This is a genomic window from Halorubrum xinjiangense (assembly GCF_049604745.1).
Lineage (GTDB): Archaea > Halobacteriota > Halobacteria > Halobacteriales > Haloferacaceae > Halorubrum > Halorubrum xinjiangense_A.
This window is the reverse complement of record NZ_CP187140.1, coordinates 2478327-2501642: the sequence shown is the minus strand read 5'-3', so window position 1 is coordinate 2501642 and position 23316 is coordinate 2478327. Positions and strand designations below refer to the sequence as shown.

24 protein-coding genes and 2 pseudogenes are annotated in these 23316 nt (G+C 71.3%); 8 read left to right on the top strand and 18 right to left on the bottom strand.

The genetic code is table 11. From position 1 onward, the window contains the following. Window positions 1–216 precede the first annotated feature (216 nt). From ACOZ35_RS13750 to ACOZ35_RS13725, 6 genes are all read right to left on the bottom strand, one after another. Window positions 217–690 carry a hypothetical protein gene (locus ACOZ35_RS13750; protein WP_424014098.1) on the bottom strand — a complete coding sequence of 158 codons (474 nt, stop codon included), beginning with the start codon at window positions 688–690 and terminating at the stop codon, window positions 217–219. Continuing rightward, window positions 690–1370, bottom strand: a complete 681-nt coding sequence (locus tag ACOZ35_RS13745; RefSeq protein WP_424014097.1) for a winged helix-turn-helix domain-containing protein — start codon at window positions 1368–1370, stop codon at window positions 690–692. Before ACOZ35_RS13745 ends, ACOZ35_RS13750 begins: the two co-directional genes overlap by 1 nt. 238 nt (window positions 1371–1608) lie before the next feature. Beyond that, window positions 1609–1905 (bottom strand): UPF0175 family protein, encoded by a 297-nt coding sequence (locus ACOZ35_RS13740; RefSeq protein ID WP_424014096.1) that lies wholly within the window; start codon window positions 1903–1905, stop codon window positions 1609–1611. A 146-nt stretch (window positions 1906–2051) separates the two neighbouring features. Next, complete coding sequence (locus ACOZ35_RS13735) at window positions 2052–2195, bottom strand: hypothetical protein (RefSeq protein ID WP_424014095.1); 144 nt, start codon at window positions 2193–2195, stop codon at window positions 2052–2054. 254 nt (window positions 2196–2449) lie between these two features. Continuing rightward, on the bottom strand, window positions 2450–3190 hold the full coding sequence (locus tag ACOZ35_RS13730; protein ID WP_424014094.1) for a hypothetical protein: 741 nt from the start codon (window positions 3188–3190) through the stop codon (window positions 2450–2452). Continuing rightward, on the bottom strand, window positions 3183–4772 hold the full coding sequence (locus ACOZ35_RS13725) for a methyl-accepting chemotaxis protein (protein ID WP_424014093.1): 1590 nt from the start codon (window positions 4770–4772) through the stop codon (window positions 3183–3185). The genes ACOZ35_RS13730 and ACOZ35_RS13725 overlap by 8 nt, the downstream gene beginning before the upstream one ends. Window positions 4773–4943: 171 nt before the next feature. Between ACOZ35_RS13725 and ACOZ35_RS13720 the strand changes: the two genes are divergently transcribed. Next, window positions 4944–5393 carry an acyl-CoA thioesterase gene (locus ACOZ35_RS13720; protein WP_424014092.1) on the top strand — a complete coding sequence of 150 codons (450 nt, stop codon included), beginning with the start codon at window positions 4944–4946 and terminating at the stop codon, window positions 5391–5393. 120 nt (window positions 5394–5513) lie between these two features. Further along, window positions 5514–5699 (top strand): hypothetical protein, encoded by a 186-nt coding sequence (locus tag ACOZ35_RS13715; protein WP_007995066.1) that lies wholly within the window; start codon window positions 5514–5516, stop codon window positions 5697–5699. 85 nt (window positions 5700–5784) lie between these two features. On the opposite strand, the gene ACOZ35_RS13710 is transcribed toward ACOZ35_RS13715, so the two are convergent. Continuing rightward, on the bottom strand, window positions 5785–6612 hold the full coding sequence (locus ACOZ35_RS13710) for an ABC transporter permease (protein ID WP_424014091.1): 828 nt from the start codon (window positions 6610–6612) through the stop codon (window positions 5785–5787). Beyond that, on the bottom strand, window positions 6609–7664 hold the full coding sequence (locus ACOZ35_RS13705) for an ABC transporter ATP-binding protein (RefSeq protein ID WP_424014090.1): 1056 nt from the start codon (window positions 7662–7664) through the stop codon (window positions 6609–6611). The genes ACOZ35_RS13710 and ACOZ35_RS13705 overlap by 4 nt, the downstream gene beginning before the upstream one ends. Window positions 7665–7720: 56 nt before the next feature. On the opposite strand from ACOZ35_RS13705, the pseudogene ACOZ35_RS13700 reads away from it, so the two are divergent. Next, window positions 7721–8178: pseudogene (locus ACOZ35_RS13700) on the top strand (hypothetical protein). Between the two features lie 18 nt (window positions 8179–8196). Here the strand turns inward: ACOZ35_RS13700 and ACOZ35_RS13695 are convergent. The 4 genes from ACOZ35_RS13695 to ACOZ35_RS13680 all read right to left on the bottom strand — a co-directional run bounded on the left by ACOZ35_RS13695 (window position 8197) and on the right by ACOZ35_RS13680 (window position 10359). Next, window positions 8197–9141, bottom strand: coding sequence for an ABC transporter substrate-binding protein (locus ACOZ35_RS13695; RefSeq protein WP_424014089.1), 945 nt, complete (start codon window positions 9139–9141; stop codon window positions 8197–8199). A gap of 51 nt (window positions 9142–9192) precedes the next feature. Then, complete coding sequence (locus tag ACOZ35_RS13690) at window positions 9193–9378, bottom strand: hypothetical protein (RefSeq protein WP_007995076.1); 186 nt, start codon at window positions 9376–9378, stop codon at window positions 9193–9195. Window positions 9379–9445: 67 nt separating this feature from the next. Further along, window positions 9446–9712: a hypothetical protein gene (locus ACOZ35_RS13685; protein WP_007995078.1), complete on the bottom strand. Its 267-nt coding sequence runs from the start codon at window positions 9710–9712 to the stop codon at window positions 9446–9448. Next, the gene (locus ACOZ35_RS13680) at window positions 9709–10359 is read right to left on the bottom strand and encodes a class I SAM-dependent methyltransferase (protein ID WP_007995080.1); all 651 of its coding nucleotides are present in this window, start codon (window positions 10357–10359) and stop codon (window positions 9709–9711) included. The genes ACOZ35_RS13685 and ACOZ35_RS13680 overlap by 4 nt, the downstream gene beginning before the upstream one ends. A 125-nt stretch (window positions 10360–10484) precedes the next feature. Here ACOZ35_RS13680 and ACOZ35_RS13675 point away from each other — a divergent pair, with 125 nt between their 5' ends. Beyond that, window positions 10485–10853 (top strand): VOC family protein, encoded by a 369-nt coding sequence (locus ACOZ35_RS13675; protein WP_424014088.1) that lies wholly within the window; start codon window positions 10485–10487, stop codon window positions 10851–10853. 58 nt (window positions 10854–10911) lie between these two features. Here ACOZ35_RS13675 and ACOZ35_RS13670 read toward each other — a convergent pair whose 3' ends face one another. From ACOZ35_RS13670 to ACOZ35_RS13645, 6 genes are all read right to left on the bottom strand, one after another. After that, window positions 10912–11193, bottom strand: a complete 282-nt coding sequence (locus ACOZ35_RS13670) for a hypothetical protein (RefSeq protein ID WP_424014087.1) — start codon at window positions 11191–11193, stop codon at window positions 10912–10914. A gap of 230 nt (window positions 11194–11423) precedes the next feature. Then, window positions 11424–12458 carry a hypothetical protein gene (locus ACOZ35_RS13665; protein WP_424014086.1) on the bottom strand — a complete coding sequence of 345 codons (1035 nt, stop codon included), beginning with the start codon at window positions 12456–12458 and terminating at the stop codon, window positions 11424–11426. A 132-nt stretch (window positions 12459–12590) separates the two neighbouring features. Next, window positions 12591–12779 (bottom strand): hypothetical protein, encoded by a 189-nt coding sequence (locus ACOZ35_RS13660; protein WP_424014085.1) that lies wholly within the window; start codon window positions 12777–12779, stop codon window positions 12591–12593. Window positions 12780–13324: 545 nt separating this feature from the next. Next, a complete protein-coding gene (locus ACOZ35_RS13655) occupies window positions 13325–14377 on the bottom strand; it encodes a zinc-dependent alcohol dehydrogenase family protein (protein ID WP_424014084.1) in 1053 nt (350 codons plus the stop codon). 77 nt (window positions 14378–14454) lie between these two features. After that, on the bottom strand, window positions 14455–15459 hold the full coding sequence (locus tag ACOZ35_RS13650; RefSeq protein ID WP_424016075.1) for an alcohol dehydrogenase: 1005 nt from the start codon (window positions 15457–15459) through the stop codon (window positions 14455–14457). A gap of 135 nt (window positions 15460–15594) precedes the next feature. Next, on the bottom strand, window positions 15595–16680 hold the full coding sequence (locus ACOZ35_RS13645; RefSeq protein ID WP_424014083.1) for a TSUP family transporter: 1086 nt from the start codon (window positions 16678–16680) through the stop codon (window positions 15595–15597). A gap of 334 nt (window positions 16681–17014) precedes the next feature. Here ACOZ35_RS13645 and ACOZ35_RS13640 point away from each other — a divergent pair. The 4 genes and pseudogenes from ACOZ35_RS13640 (at window position 17015) to ACOZ35_RS13625 (ending at window position 23296) form a co-directional block, all read left to right on the top strand. After that, window positions 17015–19437, top strand: a pseudogene (locus ACOZ35_RS13640) (type II/IV secretion system ATPase subunit). After that, window positions 19434–21479: a type II secretion system F family protein gene (locus ACOZ35_RS13635; protein ID WP_424014082.1), complete on the top strand. Its 2046-nt coding sequence runs from the start codon at window positions 19434–19436 to the stop codon at window positions 21477–21479. Before ACOZ35_RS13640 ends, ACOZ35_RS13635 begins: the two are co-directional and overlap by 4 nt. A gap of 73 nt (window positions 21480–21552) precedes the next feature. After that, window positions 21553–22281, top strand: a complete 729-nt coding sequence (locus ACOZ35_RS13630; RefSeq protein WP_424014081.1) for a hypothetical protein — start codon at window positions 21553–21555, stop codon at window positions 22279–22281. A gap of 319 nt (window positions 22282–22600) precedes the next feature. Then, on the top strand, window positions 22601–23296 hold the full coding sequence (locus ACOZ35_RS13625) for a CRISPR-associated protein Cas4 (protein ID WP_424014080.1): 696 nt from the start codon (window positions 22601–22603) through the stop codon (window positions 23294–23296). Window positions 23297–23316 lie beyond the last annotated feature (20 nt).

The following is a 23316-nucleotide window of genomic DNA, read 5'->3' as shown; positions in this document are numbered from 1 at the left end:
CTTTCGTCTGCCACTCGATATCGGACGGACTGGCGTTGGCCGGGAATTCGGCAGCCTGACGCCGTCAGCGACCAGCAAGTCGTCGTACAGGCCCATGAACGGATACCGGTGAACGCCGACAATAAACATTCACCCGGATTGACAGTGACTGGGTTGGTGATCGGTGCCAATACCGGCAGCCCAGAAAAGCCGACTGACTCCATGGGCTCGTCGAGCCTACGGCAAGCCGTCCTGCGCGTTCACGAGGGTCTCGTCACCGTTCTCAACGGCCGTCCACCACGTCTTCAGCACGGCGATCGTGACGAGTTCGGGCGGTCGTTCAATTCCGATACGGGATCGCCGATGTGCGTCGAGATCGCGTGGCGGATGAAAATGCCGTACCGGCTTCGGGGTGGCTTCGTTCGCCGCTTCCCGCCCGAATCTGAACTCCAGTCCCGCCTCCCGATAGTGATATTTGTAGTCGCCGTTCTCCCACCACTGAATATCGAAGTACCCGCCTCGCTCGTGGATACCGGGGGTAACGGTGACTCGTGCCGCTCTGACGTCCGCTCCGTCCCGCCGCGTGAACGGTTGGCCCTTCCCATACCGGAATCGGACGTCGACGACGCCGTCACCGAGTTGTCGGCGTACCTGTTCCACACTCTCGTCGATCGCGTCCGAATCGATCGGCGCGCCGTTCCCCATCCCCATTACTCGAGTGGGAGCTGATCGCCGGCGGGGGTCGTCGTCTGCGTCCCCGTCCGCCCGTCTCCCGGTTCGGTTACGGTGGGCGCCCGCTCCTTCGCTTCTCTGAAGCGGTACGCCGCTCGAAGGTGGCTGAGTTCTCGTTCCGCCGTCCGCCAGTGAGAGACGTCGTCGAGTTCGTCCTGATCGAGGTCCCTGTCCGAAACCAGGAGTTCCTCCGGATCGGACGCGTCGTATTTGGCTTTGTACGCCGCGAGTTCCCCTTTTACTCGCTGGATTTGGTCGACGAGCGTGTCGCTCCCGGCGAGTCGCCCGATCTGTTTGAGCAGATGCCACTCCGGGTCGCGACTGTACAACTTCCCGGATCCCGTCTGCTGACTGCTGACGATGCCCTCCTCGGCGAGCTTGTTGAGCGTGGTCCTAGCTTTCGTCTCCGAGACGAGCGCCGTCTCTGCGATGTCGCCCGCCGATTTCGGCGTCGTCGTTCGGTCGATCACCGCGCGAATTCGCTCGTCCGCAGTTGTCTCGTGTTTCCACTCTGCGGCCGCGAAGTCGTCGATGCTCTCGAAATCGTCGTCGTCGACAGCGAACGGGTCGACGTCGGCCGCAGTCACCGGTTCGTCCGGCAGCTCCTCCTCGGTGGGGAACTCGTCGGGGCCGTCAGGGGACGGTGGCTCGTCTGTCATACGCGACACTACGCCGCAGACACACATATATTTTGCTAGCACAGATATATGCGCCGTGAGTTTCGTTCTTGAGAGTCTTGCGAGCGAGGCAGTGGATCGTCGCTACGGGCGAACGAGGAGGAAGCGACGGCGCGACTCAGCGAGCGCGTGACGTCGTCCTCACCGTAAACCGCGAGGCCTTCCCACGCATGGGGAACCCCAGTCCACTCTTGCGCGGTAGGCGTCCGCTCGTTGCGTCTCACTCGGAAAACGTCTCCAGGTGATCCTCGCGGACGGACTCGCTCAGGAATCCGGCCTCCCGGTTGATCCCCCGATCCGCGAGTTCGCGTTTGAAGGGCTCCGTCGAGACGCCGGCCAGTTCTGCCCCTCGGTTGAGACTCACCGCCCCGGTGCGGTACTTCTCGACCGCGAGCGAGAGCCGAAGCTCCGGACGCCGACGCAACAGCTCGCGGACGGCCTCCTCAACCACGGCGTCGGTGTCGTCGTCGCCGCCGGCGGCCTCGATGGCATCGAGGTCCGCTTCGAGCCCGGACATACGCCCCACTACGTCGGAACCACGGCTAAATACTCTGCCGCGTACGATCGGCACCTCGTTGCGGGCGGAGACGTCAGTGAGATCGGTCTCGAAACGGGCTTCGATGGGCGCTGTGAGAGAGGACGTTTCGTCTGTCTTTGCGCCGCTCACCGGTCCCGTTCGGCTTCGATCACGCCTCTGATGTCGAGGACGATGTCGGAGTCGAGGTCGAGACCGTACTCGTAGCCCGCCAGAACGGCTCTCGGTTCGCCCTCGGCGTCGATACACCCGTCGAGACAGACGAAATTCACTCTCCGAACCACCGCAGCGTCGAGTGATCGCGGCCGATTACCCATCGGCCGACCGAAGACAGACGAAACGTACTTTCTCTCCACCCGTCGAAGCCGAGAGCGCGGAACCGCGAGACAGACGAAACGGACTCTCACACCGGGGCGTCGGTTTCGCGGGAACGGACGAAAACACGGACAGGGGCCGTCCGTGACCCGAGTAGACCGAACGCTGCCGAATCGATCGAGTCCGCGAGAAGAGGCGACCGCGCCGAACTTCAGTCGGCGCTCGACGCCGAAATCGTCGCGCTCGCGTCCGGCTCGGAATCGCCGCCGTCCCCGCCGACATCGGACCCCGCCTCGGCCGCCAGCGTCTCCACGTTCGCGAACACGAAGCCGGCGAACCCGACCCGGAGGAGGAGGTCGAGGTACTCCAAGGTCACCGTCGCGGTGAACTGATCGAACAGCCCGGCGATCTGGAGCATCGCCCACGCGATCAACACGCCGAAGGCGAACAGCGCGAGGTTCCGCGTCTTTTTGAAGAACAGCTCGCGTTCGGGCGCCTGCCGCGCCGCCGCGCTCGCCACCGGCCCGAAGAACAGCCCGACGAGCGTCGCGTAGCCGACGAGGATCCCGAGGGTGCCCGCCGTCGCGAGCGGGCCCGCGAACACCTCCGCGAAGTCATAGCCGAGCCGCATCGCGACGGTGATGGCGACGATCCCCCCGACGTACCGCCGGCCCGCCCCCGAGACGAACGCCGCGAACCCGAACAGGAACGGGTACGCCACGTAGTCGCTGAGCAGTTGCCCGGCCTCCAGCGTGCCGGCCCCGACGTCGAACGTCCCGATCCCGGCGCCCCAGCTCGCGATCCCGACGCCCGCGAACGCGACGACCGCGACGAACGGGTAGCAGTACCGCCGCAGGTCGGCGGGCTTGCGCCGCGCCAGCGCGAGCAGCACGACCGCGGAGACCGCGTACACGGCCGCGGAGGCGAACCGCACCGTCGACGGCTCAATCATCGGCGCTCACCTCCGCGTCGCCGGCGGTCGGAGCGGGGGCGGCCGCGGCCCCGCTCCCGGCGCCGGCACCGCCCGCCTCCGTGCGCGTCTCGAACTGCGCGAGCCGTTCGGTGAGCGACGCGGTGCGCTCGGCGAGCGCCGTCGCCGTCTCCGCGAGGTCGCCGACCGTCTCGGCCGTCTCGTCCGCGGTCTCCGCGAGCGACCGCGCGCGGTCCGCGGCGTCCGTCGCCGAGCCGTGGACCGCCTCGACGCGCGCCGCGACCGACTCGATCCCCTCGGCGCCCTCGTCGGTCGCCCGCGCGATGTCGCCCATCGCGACGTCGACGTCCTCGACGGTGCCGGTGAGCTCCTCGATCGCGTCGCCCGCGGCCTCGACCGCCGCGGTCGTCTCGTCGAGCTCCGTCATCGTGCGGTCCATCTCGCCGGCGACCGCCGACACGTCCTCCGTCACCTCGCCGATCGTCGCCTCGATCTCGGTCGTCGACTCGCGCGTCTCCTCGGCGAGCCCCTTCACCTCGTCGGCGACGACCGCGAATCCGTCGCCGTCGCCGCCCGCCCGCGACGCCTCGATGGAGGCGTTCAACGCGAGGATGTTGGTCTGTTCGGCGATGTCGGCGATCACGTCGGTCGTCTCCGCGACGCCGTCCATCCGGTCGTCGAGCCCGGCCACGAGGTCGTCGAGCTCCTCGAGCAGGTCGCCGATCGCGACGATCGCCTCGACCGCCTCGGTCGCCCGGCGCTCGCCCTCCTCGCCGAGGTCGGCCGCGGCGCTCGCGTCGCCGGCCACCTCGTCCGTCGTCGAGGCGATCTCCTCGACGGTCGCCGAGAAGTCGTCGGTGTCGGCGGCCGTCTCGCGCAGCCGGTCGGTCTGCTCGTCCAGCTCGTCGGCCAGCTCGCGCATCTCGTCGGCCACCTCCGCGTTCATCGCGGCCACGTCGTCTGCCTCCGCGGCCATCTCCTCGCTCGTCGCCTCCACGTCGCCCGCGAACGACTGGATGTCCTCGATCGTCGTCGAGAGCCCGCCGGTCATCTCGTTGTACGCCGTCGTAATGCGTTCGATCGCGTCGACCTCGCCGTCCGCGTCGAGCCGGCGCGTGAGGTCGCCCTCGGCGGCATCCTCCATGGCGCCGCCGATCTCCTCGGCGCGCTCGAGGAGGGTGTCGGACAGCTCCTCGGCCTCCTCGCGGGCCGCTTCCGCCTCGCTCTGCGCCCGCTCGGACTCGGCGACCGCGTCCCGGAGCGACCGCCGCGTCTCGTCGAAGGCGTCGAACAGCCGCCCGATCTCGTCGCGGCGGTCGGACGTGGCGCGCGCGTCGAACTCGCCGCGCCCGACCGCCTCGGCCGTCTCCGTCAGCCGCCGCAGCTCGACCGCAACGTTGCCGATCAGCACGATTCCCAGCAGTCCGAGGTTCAGCGTGACGACGACGCCGACCGACACCAGCGCCGCCGTCGCGGCCGCCGTGGTCCCGACCGTTGCCACGTGCCCCGCGAAGAGCGCGATGAACCCGAGCGTCACGGCGAGTGTCAGGAGGACGGCCGCCCCGACCCGGCGGCCGTACCGCGCGGTGATTGCGTCCAACATCTGTTGTTTGCCCGATGAAAACTGCCCTATTTAGGAGTAAAGACCGAGTTACAGGACCTGATAACTGGCAGGAGTCAGCGGGAGGAAAGTGACACCGGGCGCCTCCGGCTGGCCGTCGGCGACGCGACGGGCGGGGCCGGTGTTTTTCCCGCGGCCGCGCCACCGGCGAGTATGCCCAGCGTCAGCGACACGTACATCGAGAACCGCCAGCGCGTCCAGCCGACCCACACCAACAACTACGAGTCGGCCCACGGGGGCAACGTCGTCAAGTGGATGGACGAGATCGGCGCGATGTCGGCGATGCGCGCGGCCGGCGAGACGTGCGTCACGGCCAAGATCAACGGGCTCGACTTCAAGCGCCCGGTGCCGCAGGGCGACACCTGCGTCATCGAGTCGTACGTGTACGCGGTCGGGCGGACGAGCCTCCGGACGCGGATCCGCGCGTACCGCGAGTCGCCGCGCACGGGCGAGCGCGAGCTCACCACGGAGTCGTACTTCGTGTTCGTCGCCGTCGACGCCGACGGGACCCCGACGCCTGTCCCGGAGCTGGAGGTCACGGGCGAGCGCTGCCGCGAGCTCCGCGACGAGGCGCTCGCCGCGGAGCCGGACGAGGACCGGTGAAGCCGCACTCGTCGGTACCGGCGACCCGCGCCGCTGTCGGCGCCGACGTCGCGGCGCTCGGTCCGTGAGTCCGGCGGCGAGACCGACGCGTACATACGTTCTCGGCGTCGTCGGCCGCGTATGCGAAGAACCGGTGAAGTCCTCCTCGCCGGCGTCGCAGCGGCCGGCGTCGCCGTCGGGCTGTTGGTCCTGGTCGAGGCGTCGACGCTGCTGATTCCGACCGGCGCGCTCGGGGCGGCCATCCCGGTGTCGCTGATCTACGCCGTGGTGACGGCGGACGGCACCGACGCCGACGGGTCGCGGTAGCGCCGACCGATCGCGTTACCGCCCCGCCGCGGTCCGCGAGCGGGTCGCCCGTCGAACGGCGTCAAATCGGTTGCTGTCCCCGCGTTCAGTAGTCGCCGAGCACGCCGAGCCGCCGCGCGCGCTGCGTGGCGAGCTGGAAGACGAGGTAGCCGCCGAGCAGGTAGCCGACCGCGACCGCGACGAGCAGCGCCAGGTCGGCGAGCGGGAACTCCCACAGCCGGATCCCGTCGACCATTGCGCGCTGGAGCATGGCGCTGCCGTGCGCCAGAGGGAGCACGCGCGTCCACGGCAGGTCGAAGACGGGCGCCGAGATCAGCGCGACGAACCCGAACTGGAGGAGGTTGAGCCAGTTACCGATCCGCTTGTACAGCACCGTCACGCCGCCCGCGGCGAAGCCGAGCCCGAGCACCGAGACGATCGACAGCCCCGCGACGACGACCACCGTCACCGGCGCGAGGCTGAGCCGCGTCCCGGTCGCGAGGAGCATGACCGCGAGGATCACCGCGCTCGTGAGGAACGTCCGCACCACCTTCGCGACCCCCTTCAGCAGCGCGACCGGCGCGAAGCCGAACGGCGTGGTGATGTGCCGCTCTAAGGTCCCCCACTGGACCTCGCTGCCGATGTCGTTCGACACCGACGAGTACGCGCCCACCGATAGCGTCCACAGGAAGTAGCCGACGACGATCCCCTCGATCGAGTCCGTCAGCGCCTGGCTCGCGAGCAGCTGGCCGCCGAGAAACAGCATCGCGAAGAAGAACAGCGAGATCACGATCCCCCCGATCGCGTTGGCCGGGTACCGCACGAAGATGAGGAACTCGCGGTACAACACGGCGCGGGCCAAGTGGTAGTAGGTGGCCGGACGGGGGTTGTCGTCGAGCGCCGTGGTATCCCCGGCCGACGCGTCCGCGCTCACGAACGCTCACCTCCGGGCGCCGTCCCGGTGCGTTCGAGGAACACGTCCTCGAGGTCGGGCTGGACCGTCCGGATGTCCGAGACGGTGACCCCGGCCGCGCGGAGCGCGTCGGTCAGGTCGTACAGCCGGTCGCCGCCTGCCGCGACCGTCACCGCGGGCGGGCGCGCGTCGCGATCGACCCCGACGACCTCGACCGCCTCGCGGAGCCCCTCGACCGTCTCCGGAGTGAGGTCCGGGCTCGCCACACGGACCGCGTCGCTCGCGGCCGCGCCGAGCAGCGCCTCGACGGTGTCGTCGGCGACGATCCGGCCGTTCGACAGCATGACGACGCGGTCGCACACCGCTTCGATCGTCGTCATGTCGTGGCTGCTGACGACGATAGTGAGCCCCTCCTCGACCGCGAGCCGGCGCAGCTCCGCCCGGAGCGTCCGGGCGCTCTCGACGTCAAGGCCAAGGGTCGGCTCGTCGAGGAACACAAGTTCGGCGCCGCCCGCCAGCACGCTCGCGAGCGACACCTTCTGTTTCATCCCCCGGGAGAGGTCCCGCACCGGCGTGTCCGCCTTGTCGGCGAGGTCGAGCCGGTCGAGCAGCCGATCGTGGCGCGCCGCCACGGAGTCGGGGTCGACGCCGCTGATCGTCGCGAAGTACCGGAGGTTCTCGCGGACCGTGAGCCGCCAGTAGTCGTTGCGCGCGCCCTCCAGCATCGCGTCCACGTCGGCGTATGCGGCCCGCCGGCCGTCGCGCACGTCGTTGCCGAACACCCGCACCGACCCCGCGTCGGGGATGACGATGCCTAAGGCGCACTTGATCAGCGTCGTCTTGCCCGCGCCGTTCGGCCCGAGCAGGCCGACGACCGACCCGCGCTCGACGGTGAGGCTCACGTCGTCGACCGCCACCACCGCGTCGTCGCCGTCGCCGAACCGCTTCGTGAGCCCCTCAACCGCGAGGGCCGGCGGGCCGGTCTCGTCGTCGGGCGCTTTCGCGCCGCGTGCCGCGTCCGTCTCGTCGCGCTCGCGGGGACCACCGCGCGCGCTCGTCGCGCTCCGTGCCATCGCCACACGGTACGCGCTGACGGCGGATATATCCGCGCTCGGCGGTGAACCCGGACGTGGACCTCGACCGCTTCGCCGCGGACGCCCCCAGCGACGACGCGCCCGGGGACGCTCGCGTCTGCGTCGTTGCGACCCAACCCGAGACCTTCGAGCGCTGCCGCGCCAGCTTCTACCCCGCGCCGCGCTCCTACGACCGCACCCGCGCCGAGTTCGAGTACATGGCGTTTTACCGGACCGCGCCGGTGTCGGCGGTCACGCACTACGCTCGCGTCGTCGACCGGACCGAGCAGACCGAGGCGAGCCGGGACCGATGGAGGAGGCCGACTGGGCGGCGCTCATCGATCCCTTCTCCGAGGAGCGGGTCGTCGTCGTCTTCGAGTTCGACGACCTCGTGCCGCTGGAACGTCCGGTCGAGAACGACCAGAACGGCGTTCGCGGCGCGTGGTACTGTACGGTCGCGGACCTGCGCGGCGCCGAGACGCTCTCCGCGCTCCGGGAGTCGGCCGAGACCTGACGCGGCGACCGAGAGCGCTCACCCGCCGTCGGCGCGCACCGAAGGCGTCGACGCGCGGGCGACCCGTGCGACCCGGTCGTGCGCGGCGGGCGGCGTCGCGGCGTGGTCGGGGTGGAGACAGGCGAACAGCGCCTCCAGCGAGTCGACGAGCCGGTGGCTCGGCCGGTTGAACAGCCCGTTGCCGTCGACGGCGTAGGCGCGGTCGGCCGCGACGGCGGAGAGGTCGTCGAAGCCCGAACGAGAGGAGAGGTCGTCGACCGCGTCGAGAGCGCGGTTGCGGTCGAACCCGCAGGGCGCGACGACCAGCGCCTCGGGGTCGGCGTCGACGACGTCGTCCCACGCGACCGGCTCGGAGGGGCCGTCCGGCTGGAACGACGGGTCTCCGCCCGCGAGTTCGACCATGTCGCGCACCCAATGGCCCGCCCGGATCGGCGGATCGGTCCAGTCGAGGACGGCGGTCCGGGGGCGCCCCTCGTCCGCGACCGCGTGCTCGGCGCGCTCGCGGACCGCGTCGACGCGCTCGCGGAGGTCCGCCCGGAGCGCGCTCGCGGCCGCTTCCTCGCCGACCGCCTCGCCGATCCGCACCACGGCGTCGAGGGCGTCCGCGAAGGAGTGGGGGTCGCAGGCGAGTACGTCGGGCGCGGGGTCGAGGCGCGCGGCGGCCGCGCGGACCTCGCTCGCGTCGACCGCGCAGACGTCGCAGGTGGCCTGCGTGACGAGGAGGTCGGGTTCGAGGGCCGCGAGCCGTGCCTCGTCGAGGTCGTAGACCGCGCCGTCGACCGCGCGCATCTGCTCGTCGATGTCGGCGGCCGAGCGGTCCGCGTGGTCGACGACCGTGCTCGTCAGCGTCGGCAGCTCGCGGGCGGCCGGCGGGTGGTCACAGCTGTGCGACACGCCGACCGGCTCGACGCCGAGCGCGAACAGCGTTTCCGTGGCGGAGGGCAGCAGGGAGGCGACGCGCATGGAGGGGACGAGTCGCTCGGCCGACTAAAGTGAGGGGTCCGAAGCCGGCCGCTACCGGACGGGGAGCCACGTGAGGACGGGGCGCGCGATCACGTAGCCGACGTAGAGCAGCACCCCGTACGCCAGCGCGAACGACGCCGTCCGGAACCACTCCGCGGTCGGGGCGTCGAGCGAGTTCAGCAGTGTGACCGCGAGCAGCGTGCTCACGAGGAGGAAGCGGGCGTCTCGGCGTTCCATGGTCGCCCGCAGCACGCGTCACGTGAAAAAAGTCTCGCGCTCCCGGGTTCGGCGCCGTCGGAGGCCGTCACTCGTCGACGGCGTCCGTGGTCGCCGTCACGTACGCGGCCGCGAGGTCGCCGTTCGGGAGCGCGTCGAGCGCGGCCGCGCAGCCCCACCGGACACGTTCGCGGCGCTCGCCGGTCGGCAGCTTGTTCGTTGCGACCGTCTCGGCCGTGTCGAGGGCTGCCCGCGCGGTGGGCTCGTCGCCCGCGGCCGCCGCGTCGGCGGCCGCCGCGAGCAGCTGTTCGAGACTCGCGCGCACGTCGTGGGGCACCCCGTCGGGGTCGGTCACGGCTGCGACGGGGGGTCGTCGGCTCGGTCGCCAGCCAGCGTCGCGAACGCGAACTCGGTGCTGCTGCCGAGCGGATCGGTTGCGGTCGTCGTCTCGATGTCGACGAACCCCGCCGCTCGCAGGTGGTCGAGCGTGCGCTCGCGGCCGGGGGCAGAGAAGAACATCCGGCCGCCCATCCAGCCGCGCCGGACCGTCTCGAAGCGGCCGCTCGGCAGCGTCAGCAGGAGCCGGCCGCCGGGCCGGATGACGCGGGCAAACTCCTCGTAGACGGCGGGGTGGCGCTCGCGCTCGACGTGAAACACCGCGTGGTACGCCGTTATCGCGTCGAATCGGTCGGCCGCGAACGGGAGCGCCGACATCTCGCCGTGGACGAGCCGGGCGTCGGGCACCGTCTCGGCCGCGAGGTCCAGCCCGCGCCGGGAGACGTCGAGTCCGACGCTCTCCGGCGGGAGGTTCGCGAGTGTCCGCGCGCCGTCGCCACAGCCTACGTCGAGGACGAGGGGGTCGCCGTCGGCGCCTCGCGGATCGTCCGACAGCGAGTCGAGCAGGTCGTCGATGAGCGCCGCGTCCGAGCCGTCGGGGTCGCGGCGGGCGGCATACGTCTCGGCGACCTCGTCCCACGCGCGACGCACCGCCTTGCGGTCCATACGAGACGTATGAGCGCGACCGGCATGATTGCTCGGGGGGCGCGCCGCGGTTGGGTGTCGCGCTCGCGGCGACCGCGCGAGGGTCGGCGGTCGGGATTTATGCCGCTGCCGTCCGACGCCGACGCATGGAGATTCTCCACACCTGTCTGAACGTGGCGGACGCGGATCGGACCGCCGACTGGTACGTCGACGAGCTCGGGTTCGAGCGGTCGTGGGAGTTCACGACTGCGGACGGCGACACCCGCAACGTCTACGTCGCGGACGGGAACGGCGTCGAGTTCCAGCTGTCGGAGACGGCCGGCGAGGAGCCGAGCGCGGACGGCGACCGCTACGACCACGTCGCCGTCGGCGTCGACGACGTTGACGCGGCGTTCGAGGAAATCGACCACCACGGCGTCAGGGAGGCGCCGACCGACCATCCGGAGGCCGGCGCGCGCGTCGCCTTCGTGAAGGACCCCGACGGGCACGTCGTCGAGCTGATCGAACCGCTGTAGGCGGGCACGAGGAGAAGGTAACGCCGGCGACGGACGCGCCCGGTGCGCGAAACCGAGCTTAGCTGTCGGCGCGGCGGACCGCGGCGACGACGAGCAGCGCGACGGCGACCGCGAGCGCGACCGCGCCGAGCGTGCCAGGCGAGACCAGCGCCGGCTCGGTGGTCGTAGCGTCACCGTCGATCGACTGGTCGCCGTCGATCGGGTCGCCGCTCTCGTCGAGGAACGCTCCGGTCCCGTCGACGTCGTCCTGTGCGAGCGGGCTTCCCGCGACCCCCATGCCGACAGCGAGCAGCAGCGCGACGATCGCGGCGAGCGTCGAGACGCGGACCGAGCCCCTCATCCGGCGATCACTACCGTGCCTGCGTCGTCGGTCCGGGTGCGGCGGCGTATTGAACTCATGCGTGGAATCCAGTGGCGAAGCTATCGGAATGAGTACCGCGGCGGTGATAGTATTTCGCCGACAGAACGACTTCGGTGTGATCCAGAGGACGTTCAGGACGGTCCTGAAACCCGGATCGAACGCGTCGACCGCGTCGCTCGGGACCTCGGATCGGCCGATCGTCTCCCGCGCTACCCAGCCGACGCCTCCGGCCCGGGCCGCGCGAACCAGTAGCCGTAGCCGAAGGGAACCAGGCCGGCGGCGATCCCGAAGCAGACGGCGAGCGGCCCGAAAATGAGCCCGACGACCCCGAGCGCGACCGCGATCGCCGCCGTGGCGAGGAGCCCGATCCCGACCGTCGCGCCGGCGAGCAGGGCCCAGCGCCGCTGCGCGGCGAGCACGCCGGCGAGGGCGCCCGACGCGACGACAGTCGCGCTCGCGGGGCCGGTGACGAATCGGGAGATCGAGCCGCTCTCGAAGACGGCGGTGCCGGCGAGCGCGACCGGGAGCGCGAGCGCGGCGACCGCGGCGGCACGGCGGGGTGTGAGGAGGCGGTCGTGCGTCGGCTCTCGGTAGCGGTACGCCAGGAGACCGAGCGCGACCGCGACGTAGCCGCGGCCGACCGGCGTGAGGACGAAGCCGACGACGGCGCTCGCGAACCCGGCGAGGGCCGCGGCCTCGTCTTCGAGCGCGACGGCGTAGTACGCCCCGTCCTGTCGGTACAGTCCCGGTCGGACGCCAGAGCCGTTCGCGGTCCCCTCGTCGACGGCCGTCCGGACGCCGGCCGGCGCGTCGGCGACGGGGCGCGCGACGGCGTCGAAGATCGGTTCGGGGTCCGTCTGTCGCATCTCGATCGTCGCGTTCGTCGTCTCGCCGCGGGTCGAGAGCGACCACTCGTAGTAGCCACCGTCGTACGCGACGTACGGCGTTTCCACGTCACTGATCGCGGTGTGTAACTCCGGCGAGAGCGACCCCTTGAACGAGCCGTTGGCGGCGGCGGTCCGAATCGGCTCCTGCTGTGCTTCGGAGATGCCGGCGAGGCGCTCGTCGAGGTCGGTGACGTTCGGCGACGCGCTCGCGATCAGCTCCGGATTCTCGCCGGGTTCGAGGGCCGTCGCCTCGTAGGTGAGTTGCGTGTCGCCCGCGGCGGCGTGGAAGGCGAAACTGAGGCCGACGCCGACGACGAGCAGGGCGAGGATCGCGAGGGTTCGAGTGGAGGGCGGCACGGACGGCGATAGATGAAAAGTGGTTGTAAAGTTGTGGTCTGCGGGTCGAGAGCCCGAGACGGCGGCGCCGCTCTTCGGCGCGGAGCGAGCGATAGAAAATCGGGGTTCGAGGCGGAGTCGTCCCCGACCGCGTCAGTCGTCGGCCGGGGCGCGCGGCTCCGCCGGGGGCTCGGAATCCTCCGTCTCGCCCGCCGGCTCGTCGACTACCGACTCGTCGACCGCTTCGACGTCGGGTACCTCGTCGAGTTCGTCCGCCTCCTTGGACCGGTGACGCGCCTGAATCTCCGTCCACGTGCGCGCCTCGTCGTAATGGTGGCACATGACAACAGTTAACAAGGAATTGGATAAAATAAAGATTACGCCAATACAGCCAAAATCGAACGTTTGAGAGGTTCTCTCCTCGGTGCGTCCGACTATTTATAAACGGCTGCTGGTCCAGCAAAGTCTCCTGGGCCCCAGCCGCCCACTGATAAATAGTCGCTGGTGGATCGACAGTAGATACCGCCAAAGCCCCAGCCGCTCGTTTATAAATAACCAACCGTGGATCGGCGGTGGACACCTCCAAAGCCCCAGCCGGGAGGCGGCCGCACGCTCGCTGCGCGCTTCAGTCGCTCGTGGTACTCGCTCCTTCCAGTGCTTGCGTCGCCTGCGGCCGCCTCCCGGCTGCCCCTTTGAGTCCCGCCCCGCACAGCACCGCAGCCTCACACCTCCCCAGCCTCGTCGGCCTCCCTCCGCTTCGCTCCGGTCGGCCGACTCCCTCGCGCGTGCTGACTCGCGGCCGCCGAGGGCGGCCGCTCGCAGGCACGCGCCACCGTTTAAAAATCGAGTCGAGCAGACGTAGATCGGAAAACCGGTTTCGCGGCAGATTACGCGTCGCCGTGCGGCTTCACCAGCACCTTGATCGCCTCGCGCTCGTCCATCATGCGGTACCCCTCGGCGACGTCGTCGAGGCCGACCGTCTCGGTGAAGATGGGCGCGGGGTCGAGCGTTCCCTGAAGCACGTCGTCCATCAGCTCCTCGGCGTACGCGCGGACGGGGGCGACCCCGCCCGAGAGCGTGACGTTCTGGCCGAACATCCCGAACACGTCGAGGCCCTCGTCCTCGACGCCGTAGGGGACCCCGACGTACCCGATCGTGCCCCCGGGGCGGACGGCGTCGATGGCGGTGTTCATCGCGCTCGCGGCGCCGACGCACTCCATCACGTGGTTCGGCCCGCCGTAGGTGAGCTCTTGGATGCGCTCGACCGCGGCCTCGCCGCGCTCCGAGACGGTCTCCGTGGCGCCGAACTCCGCCGCGAGTTCGAGGCGGTCCTCGTGGTGGCCGACCGCGATGATGCGCTCCGCGCCGAGGCGCCGGGCCGCGAGGACGCCGCAGAGCCCGACCGCGCCGTCACCGATGACGGCCACGGTCGACCCCGCCTCGACGCCCGCGCTGACGGCCGCGTGGTGGCCGGTTCCCATCACGTCCGTGAGGGGAAGCAACGAGCGGAGCGTGTCCTCGTCGTCGGCGTATCGGTCGGGCACCCGGATGAGGGTTCCGTCGGCGTGGGTCGAGCGGACGTACTCGCCCTGGCCGCCGCCGTTGTCGCCGCCCCACGAGTCGCCGTTCTCGCAGGAGGTGTGGAGTCCCTTCCGGCAGAACTCGCACTCACCACAGGAGATGGCGAAGGGAGCGAGCACGCGGTCGCCGGGGTCGACGCTCGTGACGTCGTCGCCGACCTCCTCGACGATGCCCATCGGCTCGTGGCCGACCGGGGAGCCCGCGTCGCGGTCGCTGTCGCCGCGGTAGAACCAGAGGTCGGAGCCGCAGACCGCGGTGTGGGTCACGCGGACGATCGCGTCCGTCGGCGCCTCGATCTCGGGGCGGGGTCGCTCTTCCACGTCGATCTCGCCGGGTCCGTTGAAGACGGCTGCGCGCATACCGACACTCCGCCGGCCGACGACTAAAGCGCGGCGGGCGCGACCGCGTGAGGCGGACCGCCGGGACTGACCGAGGGCTACGGCTCTAAGACCACTCGGAACCGCGCCTCGTTCTCGGCCATGCGCTCGTACGCGTCGGCGACGTCGTCGAGCGCGTACGTCTCGACCTCGGGCGTGATGTCGCGGAGCGCGCTGAACTCGAGGGTGTCCTGCGAGTCGCGGGCGTGGCCCGACCCCCACCCCTCGACGGCGCCGCGCGTCCCGACCAGCTGCTGGGCGTCGACCGACACCGGCTCGCCGGGGATGCCGGCGATTATCACCGAGCCGTCGACCCCCAGCCCGCCCACGACGGACTCGATGGCGTCGCTCGCGGGCGCAGTCGTGAGAACGACGCTCGCGCCACCCAGCTCGGTGAGCCGCGCGGCCGGGTCCGCCTCGGCGGCGTTGACGAAGTGGTCGGCGCCGAGATCCCTCGCGAGCGACTCCTTGTCGGGGCTGCGCGAGATCGCGACGGTCTCGTAGCCGGCCGCGTGCGCGTACTGGATCGCGAGGTGGCCGAGCCCGCCGACGCCGACGACGGCGACGAGGTCGCCGGCGCGGGCGTCCGAGTTGCGCAGCGCGTTGTAGGTGGTGATTCCGGCGCAGAGCAGCGGCGCGGCGTCGACCGCGTCGAGGCCGTCCGGGACCGCCGCCAGCGCCTCGGCGGGGACCGTCGCGTACTCTGCGTACCCGCCGTCGAAGCTCACCCCGGTGATCTCGGCGTTCTCGCACTGGAGGAACTGCCCGCGACGACACGGCTCGCAGGTGAAGCAGTGACCGCCGTGCCAGCCGGCGCCGACGCGCTCGCCCGCCTCCCAGGCGTCGACGTCGTCGCCCACCGCGTCGACCGTCCCGGCGATCTCGTGGCCGGGGATCCGCGGGTAGCTCACGCCCGGGTACGTCCCCTCGACCACGAACTCGTCGCTGCGGCAGATCCCGCACGCCTCGACCGCGACCCGGACCTCCTCGGGGCCCGGCTCGGGGACGTCGCGTTCCACGAGTTCGAACTCGGCCCCTGGCTCCGGAACGACCGCGGCTCGCATGGTGTCCGTCATCGGATCACGGTCCGGGAGAGACGGGAAAGAACCTGACGCCGGCGGCGAGACGGGCGCTCGCCCGAGCCGCGGAAACGGTCGGTCGGCGGCGGTGAGGGCCGGGCGGAACGGGTCCCGGCGCCCTCAGAGCCCGCCGCCGGCCATCGCGAACAGCGCGACGGCGATGACCGCGAACAGCCCGCCCACGCCCGCCTTGATCGTCTGGGTGTTCAGCGCCGTCGAGACGTACGGCGCGATCTGGCCGCCGAGCGTCGTCGCCGGGACCGTCCAGACGACCATGTTCCACGGCGTCGTCGCCAGATCGATGGAGTGGCCGCCGACCAGCCCGCCGCCGAACACGTGGACGACGGAGGCGAGCACGGCGGTCGTCGCGACAACGATGTGGTTCGTGCCGATCGCCACGCGCACCGGGACCTGCGTGCGGAGCATCGAGATGATCCCGAGTTCGCCGATCCCGAAGCCGGCGAGCCCCTGGAACACCCCGCCCACGCTGTAGTTGAGGAACCGTTCGAGGTAGCCGCCCCGCGAGTAGGTGTAGTCGTCGCCGTCGCGGTCGACCCGGGTGACCGTGCCGGAGTCGTCCGTCGCGACGCCCGCAGGTCCGAGCTTGTTGTCGTCGTCGGGGAGGTCGGGCGCCGATCCGCCGTCGGTCGCGACCTCTTCGTCGCCCGCACCCTCGGTCGGGTCGCCGTGACCCAAGTTGGCTTTGAACAACAGGTACGCGGCCGCCAGCAGCGCGATCCCCAACAGCGCGTGGAACAGCGGTTCGGGGATGACAAAGGAGAGGAGGGCACCGCCGACCACGAAGGGGATACCCCCCAACACGAGCGACAGCGAGAGCCGCCGGTCGACGAGCCCGTACTGGATGAACGCGAGCGACGAGCTCGACAGGCCGAACGACTCGCTGATGAGCCCGATCTTCACCAGCGTCGTCGGCTCCAGTGGATACGCGACGAGCGGGAACACGAAGATGAGGAACGGCACGAACAGCGCCGACCCGCTGATCCCGACGGTGTTGACGATGGTGGCGCCGATGGCGAACGCGATGAACAGCCACCAGTACTCGGTCCAGTAGCCGACGCCGGCGTCAGCCGGGGTCGGCGCGAAGGCGTACACCCCCGCGATGAACAGAAGCGGGGCGAGGAACACGAAGACGTGTTGATAGCGCAGAAAGGCGCGCTGTACGCCGCTCGACAGTGAACGACTCATTGAGCGTGGAACGCGAGTTACGTGAGGGATAATAAATGCGTTTTCACACGTCACGATGAGTATGAACGATCGTCAACGTTTCTGAGCGGTCACAGGGGACGCGACGCCGCGAAATTCGAGTCGGAGATCGAACGTTTCCGAACCCCGAAATGAACGCGCTGTGACAAAAAGAAACGGTTAAACGGAGCCGTCGGTCACCCGCGGATCGAACGATGACGCGGGAGCTCGGGACCGCGGCGCGCGGCAACTCGGGAACAATGGCGTCGGATCGGCGAACGCGGAAGACGCAACGGCGAACGCGGAAGACGCAACGGCGAACGCGGGGGGCGGCGCGGTGAGCGACGGCGCGACCCTCCGGATCGTCGACGAGCCCGACGACGACCCGGGCGGCGCGGTCCCCGCGCCGGTGCCGCCGGGCGACCCCGAAGCGTGGTACGCGCCGGACGTCCGGGCGCAGTACGAGGCGGCGCCGGGCGTGGTAGCGACCGTCCGCGAGCGCGACGGCGGGCGGTTCGGCTATGACGTCCGCGAGCCGCCGCTGTCGCCCGCCGACGAGCGCGCGCTTGACCGCGTCCGCGACCGCTTCTCCGCCGTGCGACACCGCCGCCCGCTCACCCGGGTCGGGGTCGTCGAGCGCGCCGAGCAGGGGTTCGAGCCGAAGTACGCGACGGCGATCGACCGGCTGGTCGACGCGAGCGCGGCCGCGCGCCGCCGGATCGACTACCACGCGCTGCGGGAGTTCCGGCTGCTCGGCGAACTCACGCCGATCGCCTTAGACGACCGGATCGAGGTCGCGGACGTGGGCGACGACCGCGAACTCGTCGTCCACACCGAGACGTTCGCGCCGCTGGAGACCGGGATCGACGCCGACGCGGACTACGTCGAGCGCGTGGCCGCCGAGCGGCTCGCGCAGTATGCCGTCGAGTTCGCCGGCATCCCGGTCGAGGTCGTCGTCTACCGCGAGCGGCTGCTCGGCTCCGACGCGTTCGAGACGAAGTACGCGGTGTTGGAACCTGACCTCCTGCCGGGCGACGAGGAACTCATCGAGGAGTGCAAGTCGCGGATCTGGGAGACGACCGTGAGCGACGTGATCGAGGACCGCGAGTCGTTCGTCGCCACCCGGGCGCGCCGGTTCCTCTCGCGGCGGCTCACCGCGCGCAACACCCGCGCGTGGCTCGACGCCGCGGTCCACCGGGCGCGGGCCGCGCTCGCGGACCGGGGGCTCGCCGCGCCGCCGGTCGACTCGCGGTTCGCCCGCGACCGGCTCGACGACCTCGCGTACTACGTGCTGCGAGACTTCGTCGGCGAGGGCATTCTCACGGTGCCGATCCGCGACCCGCACCTGGAGGACGTGGAGGCGAACCGCGTCGGCGAGCGCGTGAAGGTCGTCCCCCGCGCCTCGGTGCTTTCGGGGGCGGCGGGCGGGGAGGGGGGCGAGGCGGGCGGTTTCGACGGAGACGACGACGCCCCCGAAGCGGGCACCCGCGTCCCGACGAACCTCGCGTTCGAAGAGGAGACGACCTTCGTCGACGTCGTCACTGGGATCGCCGCCCGCGACGGCACGGAGCTCAACGCCTCGACGCCCTCCGCGAAGGTGAACCTCGAACTCGACGGCGTGCCCCAGACGATCCGGTGTGCGGTGGCGCTGCCCGTCATCTCCGAAGGCGGCCCGCACGTCTCGATCCGGAAGCAGCGCGCGGACGCGCTCACCCCGGTCGACCTGATCGAGCGCGACACGCTGTCGGTCGAACTGGTGACGCTGCTGTGGCTGCTGTACGAACACCGCGGCGTCGTCCTCTTCGCTGGCCCGACGGGCGTGGGGAAGACGACGCTGCTGAACGCCCACGCGCCCTTCATCCCCTTCGACGCCCGCCCGGTATCCGTCGACGAGGGCTCGCGCGAGGTCCGGCTCCCGCACGAGACGGGCGTCTCGCTCACCACCCGCGACCACGAGGACGCCTACAAGTCGGTCGGCATGGCGGAGCTGATGACCGAAGCGAACTACCTGAACCCGGATGTCGAGGTCATCGCCGAGATCAACACCCCCGAGAGCTTCGAGACCTTCGCGGAGAGCCTGAACACGGGCACGGCGTGATCGGCACGACGCACGCGGAGGACGTCGAGGCGCTCGCCAACCGCCTGCGCGAGCGGGACCTTCCCGCCCGCCTGCTGCGCGAGGTCGACCTCGTCGTCTTCCCCCGACAGGTCGACGGCGAGCGCTACGTTTCACGGGCGATCGAACCCCTCTCCGAGGCCGCCTACGACGACCTCGATCCGGAGGCGAAACGGAGCCCGACCGGCGACCCGAAGCGCGGCGGCGCGGGGGTCGTCGAGGCCGGCGGCGAGTCGGTCCGCTTCAACACGGTCGCCTGGCGAGACGGAGACGGGGAGTTCCGGTTCCCCGGCGCCCCGGGCGGCGACGCGGACGGCGGGGTGGCGAGGGCGGGCGTGGCCGGATCGGGCGACGCTCCGGGAGACGGCCGCGGCGGCCCGCGGTTCCGCGTCTTCGACCGGATCGCGAACCGGACCGACCGCGATCGCGAGGCCGTCGCCGCCGAGTTCGAGTCGAAGCGCCGGTACGTGGAGTACCTCGTGCGCGACGGCGTCGACGATCCGGACGCCCTCTTCGAGTTCCTTGCCGACCTCCGCACCGACGAGGCGGCGACCGTCGAGCGGGCGGCCCGGACGATGGACCGCGACGGCGACGATGGCGACGGCGCGGATCGTGACGAGTCCGCGGGCCGGGGGCGGCCGTGAGCCGGCGCCGCGCGACCGGAACGGTCGGTGCGGGCGCGGACGACGCCAGCGCGGCGGGTGCCGTCGAGGCGGACGCAGACGACGCGGACGCGACCGACGCGCTCGCGACGGGCGGCCGGTTCGCGGTCGTCGACCGCGTCTGTTACGCGCTGTTCGCGCGCCACGCGAGCGACCGGCGGCACGACGCCGACCGGAAGCGGTACCGCGGCACCGCGCTCGACACCGGCTTCGAGACGTACCTCGCTCGGGCGTACGGCCTCTCGTGGGTCGTCGCGGCCGCCGCCTTCTTTCCGGCGCTGGTGGTCGCAACGGGCGCGGCGCCGGCGGTCGCGGCCGCGGTCGAGGCGCGGTTCGGCGCGGCGCTGCTCTCCGCCGGGTCGACCGCGGCGCCCGCGCCGACGCCGGACTCCGTGGGGCCGCTCCGGACGGCCCACGCCGCGCTGCTCGTCGCGGTCGCGGTCGCGCTCCTCGCGAAGCGCGCGACCGTGGCGGCCGCGGGGCTCGGCCTCCGGTGGGTGGTCGCGACGCGGCGGACGGACATCGAGCGCACGCTCCCGGGGACGGTGCGGTACCTCGAACTGCTCTCCTCGGGGAGTGACGGGCCGCGGGCGATGCTCCGGAAGGCGGCCGACGGCGACGCGTACGGCGGCACCGCCACCTCACTGCGGAAGGCGCTCAACGCTGCTCGGCTCGCCGGGAGCCTCGACGAGGGGCTCCGGCGGGTCGCCCGCGACACGCCCTCGCGGGAGCTGCTCGCGCCGTTCCTCCTGAAGTTCCGGAAGCGCGCCGCGGCCGGGGACGAGGCGCTCTCCGAGTTCCTCGCGACCGAGCGCCGGATGCTCTCGCACCGGCAGGACCGCGCCCGGAAGCGGGCGCGGCGGTTCCTCGAACTGCTCACGGAGCTGTTCGTCGCCGTGCTGGTGTTGCCGGCGCTCGTCGTCATCGGCGCGACGGCGCTGTCGGTGGTGATCCCGGAGCTGCTCCCGCCCGTCGAGACCCCGGTCGGCGTGGTGCCGACCCGCGCCGTGGTGCTGTACGGCGCCGTCGCGTTCCTCGTCGCGTTCGGCCTCGCGGCCGCGGTCGCGGTCGGCACGCTCCGCCCGCCGAGCCAGCGCGCGAGCTACGAGCTTCCGACGAACCCACGGGGAATACTCGCGACCGCCGGGCGCAACCCCGCGAGCACGGCGGTCGTCGCCGCGGCGCCGGCCGTCGCGCTCGCAGCCTGGCTCGCGCTCGCGGGCTACACGCTCGTCAACGTGGTCCTCGTCGGGTACGCCGCCTTCGCGGTGCCGGTGGGGCTCGTCGCGGCGCGACGCACCCGGATCGACGACGCGAAGGACCGCGAGCTGGCCGACTTCGTCCACGCCGTCTCGGGCCACGTCGCGCAGGGGCGCCCGCTCGAAGCCGCGGTGGCGGCGGTCGCGCGCGACGTCGACCTCGGCGTCCTCGACGACGACGTGGCCGACCTCGCGTTCGCGCTGCGCTCGACGACGGCCCCCGAGGGGACGACTCGGGATGGGTCCGGCTCCGCAGGGGAGTCGGGCGCGGTCGACGTCCGCGCCGCCGCCATCGAGCGGTTCGTCGACCGCGTCGATACCCCGCTGGCGGCGCGGACGCTCGGGCTCGTCACGGGCGCGCTCGACGCCGGCAGCGACGCAGACGCCGTCTTCGAGACGCTCCGGATCGAGGTCGGGCGGCTGTACAGCGAGCAGCGCGCGCTCCGCTCGTCGATGCAGCCGTACATCGCGGTCGGCTGGGCCGCGGCGGTCCTCGTCGCCGGCGTCGTCGCGGTCGTGAACACGCAGGTGGTCGACGCCGCGCGGCTGGCGGAGATCGCCGCCGCGTCGGAGGCGGTGACGGAGCCGGAGGGCGTGTATCCAGAACTGGAGCGCTTCCGGCTGTATGTCGTCACGCAGGCGACGGTGCTCGCCTCCGGGTGGTTCGCTGGCACCGCCGCGCGCGGGCGGTACGCGGCGCTGCTCCACTCGGGCGCACTGGTGGCGTGCTGTTACGTTGTCTTCACCGTGGGTGGATTGGTGTGAGGTTCTTCGGAGAGGGGAGCGAGCGCCGCGCCGACACGAGGCTTTTCCGCCCTGCCCGCGTAGCTCGAACCCCATGGACGAGAAGACCGCCGAACTCCGCGACCTGTTCGTCGACGCCACCGGCTCGGAGACGGTCACCGAGCGCCAGGACGCGGAGCGGGGGACCCTCTCGGACCCCGACGACGAGGCCACGGACGAGCGGCTCCGCGAGCTCGTCGCCGCGATGCGCGAGCGGTACGGCTTCTCGACGCCGCTCGGCGACGACGCCTACGCGCTGGTCGCCCGCGGCCGATTCGACGGCGCGGACGACGCCGCGATCGCGGCGGCGATCCGAGATGCGCTCGTGGAGCGAGAAGACGGCGACGACGACAGAACCGACAACGAGGTCGGCCCCGACGACGTCGACGCCGAGACCGTCCGCAAGGCGCGCCTCGACCTCCACCTCGTGCGGGACTCTGATCGGGAGGTCGACGCGGGCGAGGGCGAGAGTGGCGAGCCCCGCGGCGAGAGCGACGAGAACGCCGATCCGCCCTTCGAGTACGCCGACCTGAAGCGGCTCACTGCCGCCGGGAACTCCATCGTCGAGTGCGCCGAGGAGTTGGGCGCCGCGCCGGACGACGTCGCGAAGTATGCCGCCGTCGCGCGCGCCGATCTCACCTCCACGCGGGCGAACGACCGCTTCCGCGACACATTCCGCGACCTTCTCACCGACGCGGACATCGAGGGGTCGCTCGCGAGCGACGCCCGCGAGGACGGCCTCCGCGAGGCGACCGAGGACATCGAGACGGACGTTTCTTTATAAATAGCTGACTGGGGATCGACCACGAACACCTCCAAAGCCCCAGCCGCGAGGCGGGCGCACGCTCGCTGCGGTCCTCAGTCGCTCGCTTCGCTCGCTCCTTGCGGTCCTTGCTTCGCCTGCGCCCGCCTCGCGGCTGCCCCTTTGAGTCCCGCCCCGCACAGCACCGCAGCCTCACGCCTCCCCAGCCTCGTCAGTCGCCTCCGCTTCGCTTCGGCGACTGACTCCCTCGCGCGTGCTCCTCGCGGCCGCCGGGGGCGGCCGCTCGCAGGCACGCGCCCCGCGGTTCTATTTATAAGTGAAGCCGCGGCCAGTCCGTCGCGTGACTCTCGTCCCGTTCAGCGATCTGGCTCGCGCGGCGTACTGCCCCCGACAGCTCTACTACGTTCGGCGCGACGACGAGCGAAGCATCCCGCCGAAGGCGCGCGAGCGCATCGATCTGGCGTTTCGGTACGACGAACTGGCCGAGGCGCCAGATCGGATCCTCCGCGAGCTTCCGCTCCACCGGTCGCCGGCCGCGTACCGCAGAAATCTAGACCGACTGCGCGAGCGCGACGAGTACGAGAGTCTCGTCGACCCCGCGAGTGAGCGCGGGTTCCTCTCGGGGAAGGACTGCCACGGCACCGTTCACAAGGTGTTGGAGCCGGCCGAGGGGACGGAGGAGCCGGACAGTTCGGAGTCGTCACCGCCCCCGATACCGACCCTCGTCTCGTCGGGCGAGCCGCCGGAGAACGGCGTGTGGGAGCCGCAGGCGGTCCGCGCGGTCGGGCTCGCGAAGGCGCTCTCGTGGGAGCGCGAACGCGAGATCGAGCGCGCGTTGGTCGAGTACCCCGCGGTGGGCGTCGTGCGCGAGGTCCGACTGACGCTCCGGAAGAAGGCGGCGTACCGCGAGGCGCTCCGCGCGGCCCGGTCGATCGACGGCCCGCCGCCGCGCGTCGACGACGACCGCTGTAACACCTGCGACTACGCCGCCGAGTGCGGCACCCGGCGGCGGTCGCTGCGGTCGCTGCTTGGGTAAGGCGGCGCGTCGAGGTCGTC